The sequence below is a fragment of the Bosea sp. NBC_00550 genome (assembly GCF_026020075.1).
Classification (GTDB): Bacteria; Pseudomonadota; Alphaproteobacteria; order Rhizobiales; family Beijerinckiaceae; genus Allobosea.
On record NZ_CP102772.1, the window covers coordinates 4,521,993 to 4,539,251 of the forward strand.

General features: G+C 67.4%; 13 protein-coding genes. 6 read left to right on the top strand and 7 right to left on the bottom strand.

The features are described 5' to 3' along the window. The first annotated feature begins 103 nt into the window (after window positions 1-103). From NWE53_RS21635 to NWE53_RS21650, 4 genes are all read left to right on the top strand, one after another. Window positions 104-1,654, top strand: coding sequence for a serine protease (locus tag NWE53_RS21635; RefSeq protein WP_265051407.1), 1,551 nt, complete (start codon window positions 104-106; stop codon window positions 1,652-1,654). Window positions 1,655-1,782: 128 nt separating this feature from the next. Next, the gene (locus NWE53_RS21640; protein ID WP_265051408.1) at window positions 1,783-2,778 is read left to right on the top strand and encodes a tripartite tricarboxylate transporter substrate binding protein; all 996 of its coding nucleotides are present in this window, start codon (window positions 1,783-1,785) and stop codon (window positions 2,776-2,778) included. 85 nt (window positions 2,779-2,863) lie between these two features. After that, complete coding sequence (locus NWE53_RS21645) at window positions 2,864-3,355, top strand: tripartite tricarboxylate transporter TctB family protein (protein ID WP_265051409.1); 492 nt, start codon at window positions 2,864-2,866, stop codon at window positions 3,353-3,355. Between the two features lie 13 nt (window positions 3,356-3,368). Continuing rightward, complete coding sequence (locus tag NWE53_RS21650) at window positions 3,369-4,874, top strand: tripartite tricarboxylate transporter permease (RefSeq protein ID WP_265051410.1); 1,506 nt, start codon at window positions 3,369-3,371, stop codon at window positions 4,872-4,874. A gap of 274 nt (window positions 4,875-5,148) precedes the next feature. Here the strand turns inward: NWE53_RS21650 and NWE53_RS21655 are convergent, their stop codons facing one another. Next, the gene (locus tag NWE53_RS21655; RefSeq protein ID WP_265051411.1) at window positions 5,149-5,898 is read right to left on the bottom strand and encodes an enoyl-CoA hydratase-related protein; all 750 of its coding nucleotides are present in this window, start codon (window positions 5,896-5,898) and stop codon (window positions 5,149-5,151) included. Window positions 5,899-6,082: 184 nt separating this feature from the next. Between NWE53_RS21655 and NWE53_RS21660 the strand changes: the two genes are divergently transcribed. Both NWE53_RS21660 and NWE53_RS21665 read left to right on the top strand, forming a co-directional pair. Continuing rightward, window positions 6,083-8,161 carry a 3-hydroxyacyl-CoA dehydrogenase NAD-binding domain-containing protein gene (locus NWE53_RS21660; RefSeq protein ID WP_265051412.1) on the top strand — a complete coding sequence of 693 codons (2,079 nt, stop codon included), beginning with the start codon at window positions 6,083-6,085 and terminating at the stop codon, window positions 8,159-8,161. A 170-nt stretch (window positions 8,162-8,331) separates the two neighbouring features. After that, entirely contained in the window at window positions 8,332-9,393 is a 1,062-nt protein-coding gene (locus tag NWE53_RS21665; RefSeq protein ID WP_265051413.1) for a DUF808 domain-containing protein, read from the top strand. Window positions 9,394-9,609: 216 nt separating this feature from the next. Here the strand turns inward: NWE53_RS21665 and NWE53_RS21670 are convergent, their stop codons facing one another. The 6 genes from NWE53_RS21670 to mbfA all read right to left on the bottom strand — a co-directional run bounded on the left by NWE53_RS21670 (window position 9,610) and on the right by mbfA (window position 17,186). Beyond that, window positions 9,610-10,299: a nitroreductase gene (locus NWE53_RS21670; RefSeq protein WP_265051414.1), complete on the bottom strand. Its 690-nt coding sequence runs from the start codon at window positions 10,297-10,299 to the stop codon at window positions 9,610-9,612. A gap of 189 nt (window positions 10,300-10,488) precedes the next feature. After that, the gene (locus tag NWE53_RS21675; protein ID WP_265051415.1) at window positions 10,489-11,391 is read right to left on the bottom strand and encodes a GntR family transcriptional regulator; all 903 of its coding nucleotides are present in this window, start codon (window positions 11,389-11,391) and stop codon (window positions 10,489-10,491) included. A 71-nt stretch (window positions 11,392-11,462) separates the two neighbouring features. Next, window positions 11,463-12,431, bottom strand: coding sequence for a Bug family tripartite tricarboxylate transporter substrate binding protein (locus NWE53_RS21680; protein WP_265051416.1), 969 nt, complete (start codon window positions 12,429-12,431; stop codon window positions 11,463-11,465). A 44-nt stretch (window positions 12,432-12,475) separates the two neighbouring features. Beyond that, window positions 12,476-15,148: an aconitate hydratase AcnA gene (gene acnA / locus NWE53_RS21685; RefSeq protein WP_265051417.1), complete on the bottom strand. Its 2,673-nt coding sequence runs from the start codon at window positions 15,146-15,148 to the stop codon at window positions 12,476-12,478. Window positions 15,149-15,275: 127 nt separating this feature from the next. Next, complete coding sequence (locus NWE53_RS21690; protein WP_265051418.1) at window positions 15,276-15,977, bottom strand: hypothetical protein; 702 nt, start codon at window positions 15,975-15,977, stop codon at window positions 15,276-15,278. A 219-nt stretch (window positions 15,978-16,196) separates the two neighbouring features. Then, complete coding sequence (gene mbfA, locus NWE53_RS21695) at window positions 16,197-17,186, bottom strand: iron exporter MbfA (protein WP_265051419.1); 990 nt, start codon at window positions 17,184-17,186, stop codon at window positions 16,197-16,199. Window positions 17,187-17,259 lie beyond the last annotated feature (73 nt).

A 17,259-nucleotide genomic window follows, 5' to 3' on the forward strand; every position in this document is an offset into this window, starting at 1 on the left:
TCGCGATAGCGAAGGGACCGGAACCCAGAACCGATGCCTTTCGACAGAAAGCTCTCTGCTCTGGCCTCTTCTATCGGCCGCACCGGTTCTGGGTTCCGGGCTCATGCCTGCCATGCCCCGGATGACCGGCATCTCGGTTGCGGCGCCACGCATTCTGACGCTCAATGCAGCCGCTAGTCCGTTTTCCAAGGATCTGATGATGCCGCGCGCGCTTCGACCTCATTCGCGAAAGAACTCCGTCGCGGCCGCCGCGCTGGCGCTCGCGATGCTGGCGGTGCCGCTTGCGGGTGCATGGGCGCAGGCTCCCGGCGCGCCGGCTCAGGCTGCCAATCCGCAGATGGCGGCGGCGCAGGCGAGCTTCGAGGCGCTGCCCGAGGCCGAGCGCAAGGCGATCCAGTCCGACCTGATCTGGGCCGGGCAGTTCAACGGCGCGGTCAGCGGCTCGTATGGTCCGCTGACCTTCCGGGCGATCAACGCCTTCAAGGGCGCGCGCGGCCCGGCCGATGGCGTGCTGGCGCCGGCCGATCGAGTCGCCCTGGCGAGGGCCGCGCAGGCTGCGCGCGATGTCGCGGGCTTCCGCGTCCTGGCCGACGACAAGACCGGCGTGCAGATCGGCATTCCCTCCAAGCTCCTGCCAAGGCGCGACGCGACGCCCACGGGCGGCAGCCGCTGGCAGAGCATCGACGAGAAGGTCACGCTTGACACCTCCGCCTCGCCGCCGGGCGAGGATCTCGCCGCGCTGTTCGAGAAGGCGACCGCGCTCAACCCGAACAATCCCGGCCGCAAGATCACCTACAAGCTGCTGCGCCCCGACTTTTTCGTGGTGACGGGCGAGACCCCGACCGGGCGGTTCTATCGCCGCCTCTCGGCCGGGCCGCAGGGCTTGCGCGGCTTCTCGATCGGCTACGACAAGGCGCTGGCGCCGACCGTCGACAAGCTCGTCATCGCCATCGCAGCGAGCTTCGAGCCGTTTCCGAGCGGTGCGGTCCCGGCCGCGCCCTCGGCCGTCGCCGGCACGGCGAGCCCGGCGCCCGGCCTGTCGTCGCTGTTGCCACCGGCCGCGCGCAGCAACGAACGCTACGGCGTCGCGCTGGCGCTCTCGGACAGGACGGCCCTGAGCGCAGCCGTCGCCATCGACGGCTGCCGCAGCCTGCGTGTCGGCGGACGCACTGCGAAGCTGCGGCTGAAGGACGATGCGAGCGGGCTCGTGCTGCTCGATCTCGATGGCGCCGGTGCGGCCAAGCTGCCGGGACTGCGCACCGAGGCGCCGGGCGCGGAGGAGGCGTTGGTTCTGGTCGCCTTCGGCGACGATGCTGGCAAACGGGCGGCCGTCGCCCTGCCGGGGCAGAGCGTCCAGGCGGGTGGCAAGCCGGCGCTGCGGGCGCCGCTGCAGCCCGGGCAAGCGGGCACCCCGGCCTTCGACCGTCAGGGCCGACTGGTCGGTGTCATCACGGACAATCCCTCCGACAAGGTGCTGATCGCGGGCGTCGCGCCGCAGCGCAGCTATGCGCTGGCCAACGGGGCGGCAATTCAGGCGATGCTGACCAAGGCCGGCACCTCGCTGCCGCCGGCCGCGGCCGGCTCCGACCTCAGCACCGGCGCGGTGGTGGAGCGGGTTACGAGCGCGGTCCTGCCCGTCATCTGCGGTCTGTGACATCGGCCAAAATGAGGTGTTGTCACCCGCCGCGCGATCGGCTCAGATAATCCCGTCACATCAAGGGCGCCCCGTTCAAGGACGAGGAGCGCCCGGACACTAAATCGATTTAGCGGAGGAGATGGGGAATGAGCGATTTTATCGACAGGCGTAGTGTGCTCAAGGGCGCCGCGGCAGCGGGCGCGGCGAGCCTGATCGCGGCGCCGGCACTGGCACAGGCCAACTGGCCGAACCGGCCGCTGACCATGGTCTGCCCCTGGGGCGCCGGCGGCGGCACCGACGCCACCGCGCGCATCGTGGCGCAGCTTCTGGAGAAGGACCTCGGCCAGCCGGTCAATGTCGTCAACCGCACCGGCGGCTCCGGCGTCGTCGGCCATTCCGCCATCGCGACGGCGGCGCCGGACGGCTACAATATCGGCATGCTGACGGTCGAGATCGCCATGATGCATCATCAGGGCCTGACCGAGCTGACGCCTGCGAGCTATGTACCGCTCGGCCTGATGAACGAGGACCCGCCGGGCGTGCAGGTTTCGGCGTCCGGCCCCTACAAGGACATCAAGGGGCTGGCGGACGCGATCAAGGCGGCGGCTCCCGGCAAGCTCAAGGCCTCCGGCACCGGTCAGGGCGGCATCTGGCATCTCGCGCTGATCGGCTGGCTCGTTTCCATGGGGCTGAAGCCGGACCATGTCGCCTGGGTGCCCTCGAACGGCGCGGCGCCGGCGATGCAGGATCTCGCGGCCGGCGGCCTCGACATCGTCACCTGCTCGGTGCCCGAGGGGCGCGCGATGATCGACGCCGGCAAGGCCAAGTCGCTGGCGATCATGGCGAGCGCGCGCAATCCGCAGTTCAAGGACGTGCCGACACTCAACGAGACGCTCGGCGTCAACTATTCGATCGGCGCCTGGCGCGGTATCGGCGCGCCGAAAGGACTGCCGCCCGAGATCGCGGCCAAGCTGACGGCGGCGCTGAAGAAGGCCTTCGACTCGAAGGACTACCAGGACTTCATGAACGCGCGCGGCTTCGGCATGAAGTTCGCGGACGGGCCGGGCTTCGCCTCCTTCATGGCCGAAAGCGACAAGTCGATGGCCTCCGCCATGAAGGCGGCAGGGCTCGCCAAGGGCTAGTCGGCGCCAGACCACGACGCCGGGGGCGAGGAAAGCTCCCGGCGTTTTCGTCTCTTCACGATCAGAATTCCAAGGAGGTTGCCCCTTGCAACTATCCGACCGCATTTCCGGCTCTGCCCTCGCCGCGCTGGGGGCCGCCGCTTTCCTTTACGGTTCGCGATTGCCTCCCGTTCCCGGCCAGCAGGTCGGCCCCTCCGCCTTTCCGATGGTCGTCGGCGCGGGCCTCGTGCTCTGCGGTGGATTGATCGTCTTCGGGATCGGCCGGCATTTCGAGGAGGTCGCCGAGGCCGATGTCGTCAGCCATGCGACGCCGGAAGAGCTCGCGCCGCTGCCGGCCTGGCGCAACTGGCTGGCACTGCTGCCGCCGGCCCTGCTCGCCTTCTACGCGCTCGTCTCGGAGACGCTCGGCTTCCTGCCGACGGCCGCGATCATGGTGCTCGCCGCCAGCCTCGCCTTCGGCGCCAAACCGAAGCTCGCGGTGCCGCTGGCGATCATCGCGCCCTTCGCGATCAACCTGATCTTCCTCAAGCTGCTGCGCGTGCCCCTGCCCGGCGGCATCCTGCCCTTCCCTTGGTGAGCGAGGCCTGACGATGGACACCGTCATCAAGGCCTTCGGCCTGGTTTTTCAATTCGACGTCATGATCGCGATCGTTGCCTCGGCCTTCTACGGGCTGACCGTCGGCGCGCTGCCCGGCCTCTCGGCCACCATGGCGACGGCGCTGCTCGTGCCGGTCACCTTCTACCTCTCGCCGATCGCGGCGGTGGCGACGATCATCACCGCATCAGCGATGGCGATCTTCTCCGGCGACATTCCGGGCTGCCTCCTGCGCATCCCTGGCACGCCGGCCTCCGCCGCCTATACCGACGAAGCCTATGCGATGACGCGCAAGGGCCAGGCCGAGACGGCACTCGGCATCTGCCTGTGGTTCTCGGCGCTGGGCGGCATCGCCGGCACGCTCTCGCTGATGCTGATTGCGCCGCTGCTCGCCGAGATGGCGCTGTCCTTCTCGACCTACGAGAACTTCTGGCTCGCCATGCTCGGCCTGATGTGCTCGACGCTGGTCGCCCGCTCCTCGCCGATCAAGGCGATCGCGGCGATGCTGCTTGGCCTGCTCATCACCTGCATCGGCATCGACAATCCCGGCGGCGTGCCACGGTTCACCTTCGGCTCGACCAACCTGCTCGGCGGCATCGAGCCTATTCCCGCGCTGGTCGGCGTCTTCGCGCTGGCCGAGGTGATGCGGGCCCTGACCGAGCGCGAGCCGCCGAAGATCGAGAACCGGCGCCTCGGCTCGATCCTCAAGGGCCAGTGGCAGCTCACCAAGGAATATCCGAAGCAGCAGACGCGCGGGAACATCGTCGGCATCATCATCGGCGTGCTGCCCGGCGCGGGCGCCGACATGGCGGCCTGGGTCAGCTATGCGATGTCGAAGCGCTTCTCGAAGACGCCGGAGAAGTTCGGCACGGGGCACCCGGAAGGGCTGATCGAGGCCGGCGCCTCCAACAACGCCTCGCTCGCCTCGGGCTGGGTGCCGGCGCTGCTCTTCGGCATCCCCGGCGACACCATCACCGCGATCGCCATCGGCGTGCTCTACATGAAGGGGTTGAACCCCGGGCCTTCGTTGTTCACCACGCAGGCCGAGAGCATGTACGCGCTCTACATCATCTTCATCCTCGGCAACATCATCATGATCCCCTTCGGCATCATCATGATCCGGCTGGCGAGCCGCGTCGTCGGGGCGCCGCGCTCGGCAGTCATGCCGGTCATCATGATCTTCTGCGCGGTCGGCGCCTTCGCGACGGCCGGCAACAACCTCTTCGCCGTCTGGTGCGTCGCCTTCTTCGGCCTCTTCGGCTTCGTGATGGAGAAGAACGGCTATCCAGTCGCCGCCATGGTGCTCGGCATCGTGATGGGCACGATGGTGGAGCAGAGCTTCGTGACGTCGCTGATCAAGTCTGATGGATCGGTGCTGCCCTTCTTCGACCGGCCGGTCTCCTCGGTGCTGGCATCGATGACCTTCGCGGCGCTGCTCTGGCCGGTGTTCTCCTGGACCCGCGATTGGCTCAAGGGACGGCGCCGGGCGGTGGCGGCCTGAGTGTACGGCAGGCAGGTTCGCGGGGAAACACTGCCGTCATTCCGGGGCGGGCCAAAGGCCCGAGCCCGGAACCCATGAACACCACGCTATTCCAGAAGCGTCGTGCTTGCCCTTGTGGCGAGCATCCACGTCTTGAGCACTGACCTCGACGAAGAAAGACGTGGATGGTCGGGACGGGCGCGACCATGACGGAAGCGCCGTGTTCATGGGTTCCGGGCTCAAGCGCTCTGCGCTTGCCCCGGAATGACAGCTGCGGCTTCGCGAGCGCCCGCTGCTACTTCTTCAGGAACGCCGCGAAAGCCGCCATGGCTTCGGCCGAACGCAGGCGCTCGCCGAAATGGTGGGCCTCGGTGCCGATGGTCTCGGCCACGGCCTGAGCCGAGCCGCGCTTCAGCAGCATCTTCGTCAGCGCGACCGATTCCGGCGGCAGCGCCGCCAGTGTCTTGGCCTTGGCGAGCCCGGCTTCCAGCGCCGTGCCCTCCTCGATCACCGCATTGACGAGGCCGGCATCTTCAGCAGCCTCGGCGCCAAAAGGCTCGCCCAGCATCAGCAGTTCGGCCGCCTTCTTCGAGCCGGCGACGAGCGGTAGGAGATAGCTCGACCCGCCCTCGGGCGACAGGCCGAGCGTGACGAAGGGCAGGCGGAAGGTGGCGGTGCGGCCGGCGAAGGCGAGGTCGCAATGCAGCAGCATTGTCGTGCCGATGCCGACGGCGAAGCCCTCGACGGCGGCGACGATCGGCTTCTTCGCAGTCGAGATCGCATTCAGGAAATCGATGGCGATGGTCAGGCCCTGGCCCGTTGCGGCGGCGGCCGCGAAGTCCTTGATGTCGTTGCCGCTGGTGAAGCAACCGCCAGCGCCGGTCAGCAGGATCGCGCGGATCGAGGCATCGGCTTCGGCGGCGGCGATGGCGGCGATCAGCCCGGCATAGCTCGTGCGGTCGAGCGCATTCTTGCGGTCGGGCCGGTTCATCGTGATCTGCACGACGCCGGCCGCGACGGTTTCGCTGATGACACTCTCGCTCATCGATCCGCTCCTGATGGTGTTGCCGGGATGGCATGCGCTTTCGGGAGGGGTCAAGCGCGGCCGGATGCGTCTTTCGTCGCCGCGCGCTTGACATCGCGCGGGCCGGGCTCTCCCTACCCGGTGGACGCCTTCGCTGCTTTGGCTAGCGAGTCGGAGCGCGGAACGAGGATTGCGGAGGCCGTCGATGACGAAGGTTCAGTTTGAGGTGCGCGGCCCGGTCGCGGTCGTCACCATCGACAATCCGCCGGTCAATGCGCTCGGTGCCGCCGTGCGCGAAGGGCTGGCGAAAGCGATCGAGACCGCCAATGCGGATGCCTCGGTCACCGCCATCGTGATCGCATCCGCCGGCAAGGCCTTCATCGCCGGGGCCGATATCAGCGAGTTCGGCAAACCGCCGGCCGCGCCGCTGCTGCCCGATCTGCTCGACGCGATCGAGGCTTCGGCCAAGCCCGTCGTCGCGGCTATCCACGGCGTGGCGCTCGGCGGCGGACTCGAGGTCGCGCTCGCCTGCCACGGTCGCGTCGCGTTGCCCGCAGCGAAGCTCGGCCTGCCCGAGGTCAAACTCGGGCTCATTCCCGGCGCGGGCGGCACCCAGCGCCTGCCCCGACTGATCGGCGCGGCGAAGGCCTTCCCGGTGATGCTGTCGGGCGAACCCGTCTCGGCCGGCCAGGCGCTCGAATACGGGCTGCTGGACGAGATCGTCTCCAGCGATCTCGTCACGGCAGCGATCAGGCTGGCCGAGGGGCTGGCGGCCGAAGGGCGCCGACCGGTCACGAGCGCCGACGACGAGAGGTTGACGGAGGCGGATCGCGAGGCCTTCGAGGGGCTGGCGAAGGAGGCGCTCAGGAAAGCAGAGGGCATGCCGACCGTGCCGGCGCTAGTCGAGGCGGTCCGAAGCGCCTTCCTCCTGCCCTTTGCCGAGGGGCTGGCGGTGGAGCGCAGGCTCTTCCTCTCGCTGATCGCCGACGAACGCTCCAAGGCGCTGCGCCATGTCTTCTTCGCCGAGCGCGAGGTCGCGAAGGTGCCGGGCATCGGGCCGGAGGTGAAGCCGCGCGAGATCGCCCGCGCCGCGGTGATCGGGGCCGGCACGATGGGCGGCGGCATCGCCATGTGCTTCGCCAATGCCGGCATCCCGGTGACCCTGATCGAGACCGGGCAGGCGGCGCTCGACAACGGCATCAACCGCATCGCCGCGATCTACGACATCTCGGTCTCGCGGGGCTCGCTGACACCGGAGGCGCGCAAGCAGCGGCTCGCCCTGATCAAGCCGGCGGTCGGGCTGGCCGCGGCGGCAGGCGCCGACATCGTCGTCGAGGCCGCCTTCGAGGAGATGGGCGTCAAGAAGCAGATCTTCGGCGAGCTCGACAGGGTGGCGAAGCCGGGCGCGATCCTCGCCAGCAACACCTCCTATCTCGACGTGCCCACCATCGCGGCGTCGACCGGCCGGCCGCAGGATGTGCTCGGCATGCATTTCTTCAGCCCGGCCAATGTCATGAAGCTGCTCGAAGTGGTCAGGCCGCAGGGCGTGGCGGATGATGCCGTCGCCACCGCCGTGGCGCTCGGGCGCAAGCTCGGCAAGGTGCCGGTCGTCGTCGGCAACGGCTTCGGCTTCGTCGGCAACCGCATGCTGGAGCAGCGCACCCGCGCCGCCGAGCGGCTGCTGATCGCGGGCGCCCTGCCGCATGAGGTCGATGCGGCGCTGGTCGATTTCGGCTTCAAGATGGGCCCCTTCGCCATGGCCGATCTCGCCGGCAACGATATCGGCTGGCGCTCGCGCAAGGCACGCGGGCTGAAGGCCGCCGTGGCCGACGCGATCTGCGACGCCGGCTGGTTCGGCCAGAAGACCGGGCGCGGCTATTACATCTATCCGCAGGGCGCGCGCACCGGCCAGCGCTGCCCGGAGGTCGAGGCGCTGATCGCCCGCATTTCGGCCGAGCAGGGCGTCACGCGCCGCGCCTTTACGCAGGCCGAGATCCTGGCCCGGCTGCTCGACCCGATGGTGAACGAGGGCGCGCGGATCCTGGAAGAAGGCATCGCGGCGCGGCCGGGCGACATCGATATCGTCTGGATCAACGGCTATAACTGGCCGGCCTGGCGTGGCGGCCCGATGTATTGGGCCGACAGCGTCGGGCTCGGCGTCATCGCGAAGCGTCTGGAGGCGCAGGCCGCCGAGACCGGCGACAAGGCGCTGGAGCCGGCGCCGCTGCTGAAGCGTCTCGCGGCCGAGGGCAAGGGGTTTGCGAGCCTGAAGGCGGCGGGTTAACCGCGCCGTCATCCCGGCCGCAGCGAAGCGGAGCGCCGGGATCCATCGTAGAGCGGCGCGCCTTCGATGGATCCCGGATCCGCGCTGCTTCGCAGCTTGTCCGGGATGACGCGCGGCTCTATCCCGGAATGGCGCGATCAGCTGGGTCGCTGTCCAACAGGGAGGGCGTTTTGGCTTCGGGTCTGTTCGCGCTGCTCGACGACGTCGCCGGCATCGCCAAGATCGCGGCGAGTTCGGTCGACGATGTCGTGGCGCAGGCCGGCAAGGCCGGCGCCAAGGCGGCCGGCGTCGTCATCGACGATGCCGCGGTGACGCCACGCTATGCCGTCGGCTTCGCGGCCGCACGCGAACTGCCGATCATCTGGCGAATTGCGCTGGGCTCGCTACGCAACAAGCTTCTCTTCCTGCTGCCGGGCGCGCTGATCCTCGCCCTGATCGCGCCCTGGGCGATCACCCCGCTGTTGATGGCCGGCGGCGCCTATCTCTGCTTTGAAGGCGCCGAGAAGGTGCTGGAGCTGGTGCTGCCGCACGGAGCGCATGGCGAGGGCGAGACTGCGGCGGGCGATTCTGCGGCACTCGAACAGCAGAAGATCGCGGGCGCGATCAAGACCGATTTCATCCTCTCGGCCGAGATCATGGCGATCACGCTGGCCGGCGTTGCGGATCAGTCCTTCTGGATGAAGGCAGCGGTGCTCGCCATCGTCGGCATCGGCATCACCGTCGTCGTCTATGGCGTGGTCGCGTTGATCGTGAAGGCGGACGATGTCGGCGTTGCGCTTGCCGCCAATCAGCGGCCAGCGACGAGCCTGCTGGGCTTGAGGCAGCCGGCGCCGGGCGAGGCCGGCGGGCTCGATCGCGCGCTGAGCTGGCTGACGCGGCCGCTCGGGCGCGGCCTCGTCGTCGGCATGCCCCATTTCCTCACCGGGCTCGGCGCTATCGGTACGGCCGCGATGCTCTGGGTCGGCGGCGGCATCATCATCCACGGGCTGGAAGGCTATGGCTTCTCGGGCCTCGGCCACGGCGTCCATGATCTCGCCGTGGCGGCCGGCCGTGCCTTGCCGGCTGCCGTGGCCGCTGCCGGCGAATGGCTGGCGGGTGCGGTGCTCGCGGCCGTCTTTGGGCTGGTCGTCGGCGGGATCGTCATCGTCGCGATGCATTGGCTGGTCGCGCCGCTGCTGAAGCTATTCAGGAAGGCGGCGACGCAGCCGGCCGGCGAAAAGCCCGGGGCCTAGATGTGCAGCGTTGACATGGAATTTAGGCGTCATGCCGGGGCTTCGCGTCAGCGAAGAGCCCGGAACCCATGAACACGGTGCGAGGAGGAAATTGTGATGATGGCAATCGCTCTCGTCTGGATATGACGGTGTTCATGGGTTCCGGGCTCATGGCTGCGCCGTGCCCCGGAATGACGCCGAGGTTCCGTGCGAAATAAGCACGCTCCAGCGGAGCCCTCAATCCAGCCAGCTGGTGAAGGCCTCGACCGGCTCGCGCTCGGGCACGAGGCGATTGGCCGGCGCGTCCGGATCGGCCTTGCCGATGGCGATGCCGCAGACCACGACCTCGTCGTCGGGAATCGCGAGCTCGCGCCTGACGATCGGGTGGAACTGCGCGAAGATCGCCTGCGGGCAGGAATCGAGCCCATGGCCCTGGGCCGCGATCAGCAGGTTCTGGATGAACATGCCGAGATCCAGCCAGGAGCCGATCTCCAGATCGCGGTCGATCGTCAGCATCAGCGCGACCGGCGCATCGAAGAAGCGCAGATTGGCCGCCGTTTGCCGCTTCATGCCCTCGACATCACCCTTCGCCACGCCGAGCAGGCCGTAGAGATCCCAGCCGACCTTTCGGCGGCGTGAGAGATAGGGCTCGCGGAAGCGCTCGGGATAATAGCGGTATTCCTCGACGCCGGGTCGTTCCCCGGCCTCCAGGGCGGCGCGCAGCGCGGCTTCGAGCCGCGCCCGCGACTGAGGACCGATCACCCTGAGCTTCCAGGGCTGCATGTTGGTGCCGGAGGGCGCCTGCGCCGCCAACTCGATCAGACGGCGGACTAAAGCTTGATCGACCGGATCGGGCAGGAAGGCGCGGATGGCGCGGCGGGTCGTGATGGCGCGCTCGACCGCATTCATATCGTTGGAGACATTCATCTTTATCGATCTCTCCATTCAGTCGCTCCGGCGACAGATCGCGGCAACCCGAACCGCCTGGGCCGGCGCCTGGGCGCAATCGGCTCTGTATGCGAGACCCGATTGCAGGAACACCTTTTTCCGTATCGAAGTGGGAGTCGCGAGCAAGACTATAGGCTGGCACCTGCCGAACGCCTGAGACGTTCCCGATCAGCGGCTGAGGAGCGATCGGATGCCGCTCAGGTTGTCGATGGTATGGGACAGATGTCGTCGCAGGCGCTCGGCTGCCTCCGATTGCCGCCCTTCCGCCAGACTGTCGAGGATCGCGAGATGCTCCTCGCATTGTTGGCGGTAGCGCTTCCGGTCGAGCATGGAGCGATAGGAGAGCAGCCGCCGGATACGGTTGATGCGGCGGATCGTATCCAGGAAAAACGGATTGCCCGAACCTGCCACGATGGTTTCGTGGAAGCGCACGCCGCGTTCGTGGAGGGCGTCGGCGCTGTCTGTTTCGATCGCGCCTGCGAGCAGCCGTTCCTCGGCGGCGCGGCATGCGGCTATGCTCTCCGACGCCAGGTGGTACCCCGGTTCGAGGAGCGCCGCCGGTTCGAGGGCGAGGCGCAGGCGGTAGGTCTGCTCCAGGCTTTCCGGCGTGTTCAGAACCGGAGCGAAGGTCCAGCCATAGCCCGCCCGCCGCTCGGCCCAACCCTCCTTGCCGATGCGGGCCAGCACCGCGTTGAGTTCGGCTCGCGTCAGATCGTACCCTTGTCTGAGATCGGCTTCGCTGACCTGTTCCGGCAGGCGGCCGCGAAGATGGTCGTCTGCGATGCGGAAATACGCCTGTGTGATCCTATCCGGCATGGAAAGTCCAAGCGCATCGCTCGAAGCCGGCGACGCCTGCTCGACGAAATAGCCGCGGTTGCGTTCGTGACGCAGCACGCCCTTGTCGGCCAGGATCTGGAGAGCCTGGCCGACGGGGAACCGCGACACGCCGAGGCGTGTCGCAATGTCCTGCGAGCGGAGATGCGTCCCCATCGCCAGCCCGCCGTCTCGAATGTCTGCGAGAATGCGTGCGGCAAGGGGTGTTGCGAGGTCTCGTCTTCCGCTGCCAGCCATCACCTGCCCCTCGTCGGCATTGCCGCGCACGGGTGTGGTTTATGGCCGGTGCGGCCGCGCGACAAGCGGCCCTATTTGACGAGGCCGATGGTCCTGAGAATATCGCCGACGCGGACCTGTTCTTCCTTGAGGAAAGCCGCGAAGGGCTCGCCGGCGAGATAGTAGTCGTCCCAGCCGCGCGCCTTCAGAAGCGCCTTCCACTCGCTGCTCGCGACCAGGCCGTCGAACAGCCTGGTCAGCTGCGCCTTCTGGTCCGGCGTGATCCCGGGAGCGGCCATGACAGCACGCCAGTTCACGACCTCGACATCGTAGCCGAGCTCCTTGAGCGTCGGCACGTCGGCGCCTTCGAGGCGTTTGCCCGAGGAGATTGCGAGAGCGCGAAGTTTACCGGCCTTGATCTGGCCTTCGAACTCGCCATAGCCGGAGACGCCTGCCGTCACGCGTCCGCCGAGCATCGCCGCCAGCGCCTCGCCGCCTCCGGAAAAGGCGACGTAGTTGACCTTTCCGGCATCGGCCCCTGCCACCTTGGTGACGAGCGCCGCGAGGATGTGGTCGGCACCCCCGGCCGATCCGCCGGCCCAGGTTACGCGTGCCACATCGACCTTGATGGCAGCGACGAAGTCCTTGACCGTCTTGTAGGGCGAGTCGGCCGGGACGACGATCACGAGCGGATCGCCTGTGAGGCGCGCAAGCGGGGTCACCTGCTCCAGGCTGACGGGCGATTTGTTGGTCAGGATGGCGCCGACCATGGTGATGCCGTTGACCATCAGCTGGCTCGGGTCGCCCTTGGCGTTATTGATGAATTGCGCCAGCCCGATCGTACCGCCGGCGCCCGTCACGTTGTTGACCTGGACGCTGCGGACGGCCCTGGTCTCGGTCAGCACCTGCTGGATCGAGCGGGCCGCGCCGTCCCATCCGCCACCCGGGCCGGCCGGTGCCATGATCTTCAGCTCCTGGATCGGCGTTTGGGCCAGCGCGAAGCCGGATGCGATGGACAGCGCTGCTATGCCGGCGGCCAGGAAAACTCTGCGGGTCGTCATGATAATCCTCCCAAGGATGACAGGTGATCGCGCTTTTGCGCTGTTCAGGCTTCCCGCAGGGCTGCGGGGGGTGTTTCACCGGTTGCGGTGAAAGGCGGACCGGACGCAGCCAGCAGGCGCCCGAGGATCAGGGAAATGATGCCGCCGGCACGCAGCGTGTCGCATTCGAGCGCGGTTTCGACGGCGGCCCGCACCGGCAACGGCTCGACCGCGCCGCCTGCGCGGTGGATGCGGGCCGCGACAGCGCCGCGCGGGGCGATCGCATCCGGCGCGGCCTCGATCTCGATGGTGTCGCCGGGGACGAGCGCCAACGAGCCGGGCCCCGTCCCGGGCGCGAGCTGGAGAGGCAGAATCCCCATGCCGATCAGGTTGGAGCGGTGGATGCGCTCGAAGCTCTGGGCGATGACGGCATTTACGCCGAGGAGCCCAAGCCCTTTGGCCGCCCAGTCTCGCGACGAACCCGTGCCGTAGCGTTCCCCGGCTATGACGACCATCGCATCTCCCGATGCACGGTAACGCTCGGCAGCGCGCCATAGCGGCAGGGTCTCACCGGTCGGCACATGCAGGGTCGAGCCTGCCGGCAGGTCGGCGGCGAGCCGGTTCACCAAGGTGCGGTTGGTGAAAAGGCCGCGCAGCATCACCTCCCAGTTGCCGCGGCGCGAAGCGTAGACATTCAGATCCCTGGGATCCTCGCCTCGCTCGACCAGCCATCGTCCGGCCTCGCTCGCCGCAGGAGTTTGGCCGGCCGGGGAGATGTGATCCGTGGTGATATCGTCGCCGAGCACCAGCAGCGGATGAGCGCGGTGATGGCCGAGCCTGCTGGGTTGTATCGCCTTGGCAAAGGGCGGCGGCCGCAGCGCGGTCGAAGCCGGCTTCCATGGAAAGAGCCCCGAGGATGGAGCGTCGAGGTCCGACCAGTGCCGGCTCGCGGTTGCCTCGGCAAAAGCATGGCTGAAATCCGCCGGATCGAGTGCGAGCGCCAGCGCGGCGTCGATCTCGGCGCCTGTGGGCCACAGCTCGGCAAGCGTCACCGGTCTGCCGTCTGCCGTCGAAGTCAACGGCCCCTGCAGGATGTCGCGATCCGCATCGCCGGCAAGCGCATAGGCGACGACCAGCGCCGGCGAGGCCAGGAAACCGGCCTCGACCTGGCTATGGACGCGACCGGGGAAATTGCGGTTGCCCGACAGGACGGCGACGGGAAGAACCTCGTCGGCGCGGACGGCGGCATCCATCACCGGCAGCAGAGGCCCCGAATTGCCGATGCAGGTGGTGCAGCCATAGCCGACGATGCCGAAGCCGAGGGCCTCGAGATCTTCGAGAAGCCCAGCACGGCTGAGATAGCGTTCGGCCGCAGGCGATCCCGGCGCCAGGGAGGTCTTCACCCATGCCGGCGGCCTGAGGCCGAGCCGACGCGCCTTGCGCGCGACGAGGCCGGCCGCCACGACGAGGCGAGGGTCGGAGGTATTGGTGCAGCTCGTGATCGCGGCGATGGCGATGGGAAAACGCGGCAATGAGGCGGAAGGCGTCTTCGGCCGCGGCATGGCGGCGAGGGCCGGCAACACGGCCGCCGGTGTAAGCAGATCCTGCGGTCGGCGCGGCCCGGCAAGGCTGATGGCGATCGCGGCGAGATCGATCTCGACGATGTCGGTGTAGCGGGGCCGTGCCTGCGGATCGAACCAGAGCTGCTGCTCCTTCGCATAGGCCTCGACAAGCGCGATCTGTTGCCGCGAACGCCCCGTTTGCGCCAGGTAATCCAGTGTCGCGCTGTCGATGGGGAAATAGCCGGTGGAGGCACCGAATTCGGGCGTCATGTTCGCGACCACGGCTCGTTCGCCCGCCGACAGGCCGGAGACGCCCGGGCCGAAGAACTCGACGAAGGCGCCGGTGACGTTGCGAGCCCGCAGGCGCTGCGTCACCGTCAGCGCGAGATCGGTCGCGCTCACGCCCTCGCGCAGCCGGTTCGTCAGACGCACGCCGATGACGTCGGGAATCCGCATCATCACCGGCATGCCGAACATGACGCTCTCGGCCTCGAGCCCGCCGACGCCCCATCCGAGAACGCCGATGCCGTTGATCATGGGGGTGTGGCTGTCGGTGCCGATCAGCGTGTCGGGCATCGCCCAGACACGGCCGTCGATCCGCCGCGTGGTCACGACGGTCGCGAGCTGCTCAAGGTTGATCGTGTGCATGATGCCGGTGCCCGGCGGATGGACCCGGACGCCGCTGAGCGCCTGCGTCGCCCATTTCAAAAAGCGATAGCGCTCGCCGTTCCGGTGATACTCGCGCTCCAGATTGACCCGCATGGCATCAGGCGAAGCCGAAAGATCGACACCAAGCGAGTGATCGACCGATACGTCCACCGGCAGAACCGGGCTGAGGCGCTCAGGGGCGCCCCCCGCTGCGGCGATGGCATCGCGCATCGCTGCGACGTCGACAAGAGCCGGTGTGCAGGTCGTGTCGTGCATCAGCACGCGGCCGGGCTGAAAGGCGATCTCCGCCGCGGACGTCCCGCGCACGAGCCAGGTTTGCAGATCGGAGAGCGCCTGGTCGCGCTCCTCCTGCGCCTTGGGCTCGCGCATGACGTTCTCGGCGATGATCCGCAGGACGTAGGGCAGTTTTTGCAGATCGACGCCGAACCGGCCCGGCAGGTCCGCGATGAGACAGGCCTGTCCGGTCGCGCTGCCTGTCTCCGAAAAAGATCGTGCTCGAAAACTCATGCCGAAAGATATGCATAAAGACGACTCAAAATGCAATATAGCGCCCGGCTCTGGGATTGCCGCTGATAAGGGCTTTCATTTCCGGTGAAGGTGCCGGAAGCGTCGAAACGAGCTGAGGGATCTGCGCCTATCGGCCGAAGCTGCCGGTGATCTGAATGCCAACCTTGACCGCGGTCCTGTCGTTGCCGTCCTTCGATGGCAGGTCGACTGCAAACCAGGGTCCAATGGTCGCCTGGACGATAGGCCGTTGGTGACGATCAAGCACTACGCCGGTGTGAAGCAGCCAAGGCGCCTTGTCGCCGGCAAGATCGATGGTTAGGTGGCGGAGCAGGCCATTCAGATCCCAATGGGTGTGGCCGTCGTGGTTGACCACGAAGCCGTTCCTGTCGACATGCACGTCGCAGAGGGTCTTGTTGAACGCGATGTGAAGGCTCGTACCGGTTCCCTCTTCGCGGAAGCTCGAGCCGATCGCGGCCCCGGCCGCGGCCTGACGCCACCAGGCATCGCGGTGATCGATCCCCGGATTGTCGGGGATGACGGGCTTGGCTCCTGGAACGACCGCCCGGATCGCTTCATTGAGAGTCTTGGGCGGGAAAGCCCGCTTATCCAGCAGCTTCGCGAATTCCTCGCGCATGCCGTCGCGGAACTGAAACAGGATGCCTGGCGAGGCCGGGGGCTCGAACACCTGCACGACATGTCCGACGAACGGATACAGGCTCTGGTTGAACACACGCTGGAAATGGGTCGCCGCGAACTGCACTTCCCATCGCAGGCGCAGTTCAGGCTGCATCGGGCCGGTTGGGCATCGGGGCGTTTTGATCGGAGCCATCGTCCCTTCTCCTGAAGAGAGCCAGGCTGCCAATCTACGCCAATATCGCGTTCTCGTCACCAAATGTCCGGACCGAAGCGGTCCGGGCGACCTCGCCATGGTGATGGAGAGTCGACCATTCGGAATGGGACAGAGTTGATCCTAGGCCGCAAAAGCCGGCGCTTGCTTGATGTCCCCGGCGCTTGCTTGATGTCCGTTTCAATTCGGAGGCTGCCACGTCTAGGCTCCGCCGATGAAAATGCCCGCCGCCAGCACGAGCAGACCGCCGAGAATGACCTGAAAAACGGCCCGCCCGACAGGCGTCTCCATAAAGCGATGCTGGATCCAGACGATGGCCCAAAGCTCCACGAAGACGACGCAGAGCGCGATCGAGGTGGCGGTCCAGAAATCAGGAATGAGATAGGGCAGGGCGTGTCCAAGCCCGCCGAGTGTGGTCATGACGCCGGAAGCCAGTCCGCGCTTCCACGGCGCCCCCCTTCCAGACAATTTGCCATCGTCATGCGCGGCTTCCGTGAAGCCCATCGAGATGCCGGCGCCGACGGAGGCCGACAGTCCGATAAGGAAGGTCGTCCAAGGGTTCTGGGTCGCGAACGCCGTGGCGAAAATGGGCGCCAGCGTCGAAACGGATCCATCCATCAATCCGGCAAGACCGGGCTGGACCCAGGTCAGAAGGAATTGGCGCTTGGCATGCTCGCCTTCGGCTTCTCCCGCGCGGCTGTGCACGAGCGCGTCCGTCAGCTCCAGCGCCATTTTCTCGTGATTGGCCTCTGCCGCGGCCAGGTCGCCCAGCAGCTTGCGCATCTCGGCATCCGGGCAGTGAGACGCCGCCAGCTGATAGAAGTTCTCGGCCTGCCGCTCCATATCGGCGGCTTCTGCGCGCACCCGCTCCAGCGGGAGCGTTTTCACCAGCCAAAGCGGCCGCCTCTCATAGAAGCCTTCGATATGCTCGCGGCGGATCGGGACGACGGCTTGGCCGAACCGACGCATGTAAAGGTCCAGCAGGCTGCGCCGATGCTCATTCTCTTCGGCGGCCATGTCCTCGAAGACCTTGGCCGACGCCGGATACTCTTCGCGCAGGTTCGCTGCGTAGGCGGCATAGATGCGCCCATCTTCCTCCTCGGCGAGAATGGCGAGGGACAGGACTTCCTTCTGGCTCAGGTCATCGAATCGGCGCCGGGCAGGTCGAAAGAAGGAAAACAGCGCGGGCATGGCGTCACCAGCCAGAATGGGTCGACGACCTTATTTAGAAATATTCTAAAGTTTAGTCCACTCCGGCATATGC

Bases quoted from the DNA above. Each gene is read 5' to 3' on its own strand.
- NWE53_RS21635 (WP_265051407.1), top strand. From the start codon at position 104: ATGCCTGCCATGCCCCGGATGACCGGCATCTCGGTTGCGGCGCCACGC.
- NWE53_RS21640 (WP_265051408.1), top strand. From the start codon at position 1,783: ATGAGCGATTTTATCGACAGGCGTAGTGTGCTCAAGGGCGCCGCGGCA.
- NWE53_RS21650 (WP_265051410.1), top strand. From the start codon at position 3,369: ATGGACACCGTCATCAAGGCCTTCGGCCTGGTTTTTCAATTCGACGTC.
- NWE53_RS21655 (WP_265051411.1), bottom strand. From the start codon at position 5,898: ATGAGCGAGAGTGTCATCAGCGAAACCGTCGCGGCCGGCGTCGTGCAG.
- NWE53_RS21660 (WP_265051412.1), top strand. From the start codon at position 6,083: ATGACGAAGGTTCAGTTTGAGGTGCGCGGCCCGGTCGCGGTCGTCACC.
- NWE53_RS21670 (WP_265051414.1), bottom strand. From the start codon at position 10,299: ATGAATGTCTCCAACGATATGAATGCGGTCGAGCGCGCCATCACGACC.
- NWE53_RS21675 (WP_265051415.1), bottom strand. From the start codon at position 11,391: ATGGCTGGCAGCGGAAGACGAGACCTCGCAACACCCCTTGCCGCACGC.
- NWE53_RS21680 (WP_265051416.1), bottom strand. From the start codon at position 12,431: ATGACGACCCGCAGAGTTTTCCTGGCCGCCGGCATAGCAGCGCTGTCC.
- acnA (WP_265051417.1), bottom strand. From the start codon at position 15,148: ATGAGTTTTCGAGCACGATCTTTTTCGGAGACAGGCAGCGCGACCGGA.
- NWE53_RS21690 (WP_265051418.1), bottom strand. From the start codon at position 15,977: ATGGCTCCGATCAAAACGCCCCGATGCCCAACCGGCCCGATGCAGCCT.
- mbfA (WP_265051419.1), bottom strand. From the start codon at position 17,186: ATGCCCGCGCTGTTTTCCTTCTTTCGACCTGCCCGGCGCCGATTCGAT.